1 rRNA gene is annotated in these 588 nt (G+C 54.3%); it reads right to left on the minus strand.

Going from position 1 to position 588, the window contains the following annotated elements:
• Window positions 1-521: ribosomal RNA gene (locus IE100_RS16355) — 16S ribosomal RNA — on the minus strand; the annotation flags it as partial.
• Window positions 522-588: the final 67 nt, after the last annotated feature.

Raw genomic sequence — 588 nt, forward strand, 5'->3', positions numbered from 1 at the left:
CGGCTGCTGGCACGTAGTTAGCCGGTGCTTATTCTTCCGGTACTCTCAGCTCCGGTGGATGTTAGCCACCAGCATTTGCTCCCGGACAAAAGTCCTTTACAACCCGAAGGCCTTCTTCAGACACGCGGCATGGCTGGATCAGGCTTGCGCCCATTGTCCAAAATTCCCCACTGCTGCCTCCCGTAGGAGTCTGGGCCGTGTCTCAGTCCCAGTGTGGCGGATCATCCTCTCAGACCCGCTACTGATCGTCGCCTTGGTGAGCCTTTACCTCACCAACTAGCTAATCAGACGTCGGCCGCTCGAATAGCGTGAGGCCCGAAGGTCCCCCACTTTCTACCTCAGTACGTATGCGGTATTAGCACACCTTTCGATGCGTTATCCCCCACTACTCGGCACGTTCCGACGCATTACTCACCCGTTCGCCACTCGTCAGCGGAGCAAGCTCCCTGTTACCGTTCGACTTGCATGTGTAAAGCATGCCGCCAGCGTTCAATCTGAGCCAGGATCAAACTCTTCAGTTCAATCTCATAGCAATTTTTTGGCACGCAAGTTCAAAGAAACATCGTTTCTCAGAATCTTGACAGTGCA

This window comes from Vogesella alkaliphila, from assembly GCF_014652475.1.
GTDB lineage: Bacteria > Pseudomonadota > Gammaproteobacteria > Burkholderiales > Chromobacteriaceae > Vogesella > Vogesella alkaliphila.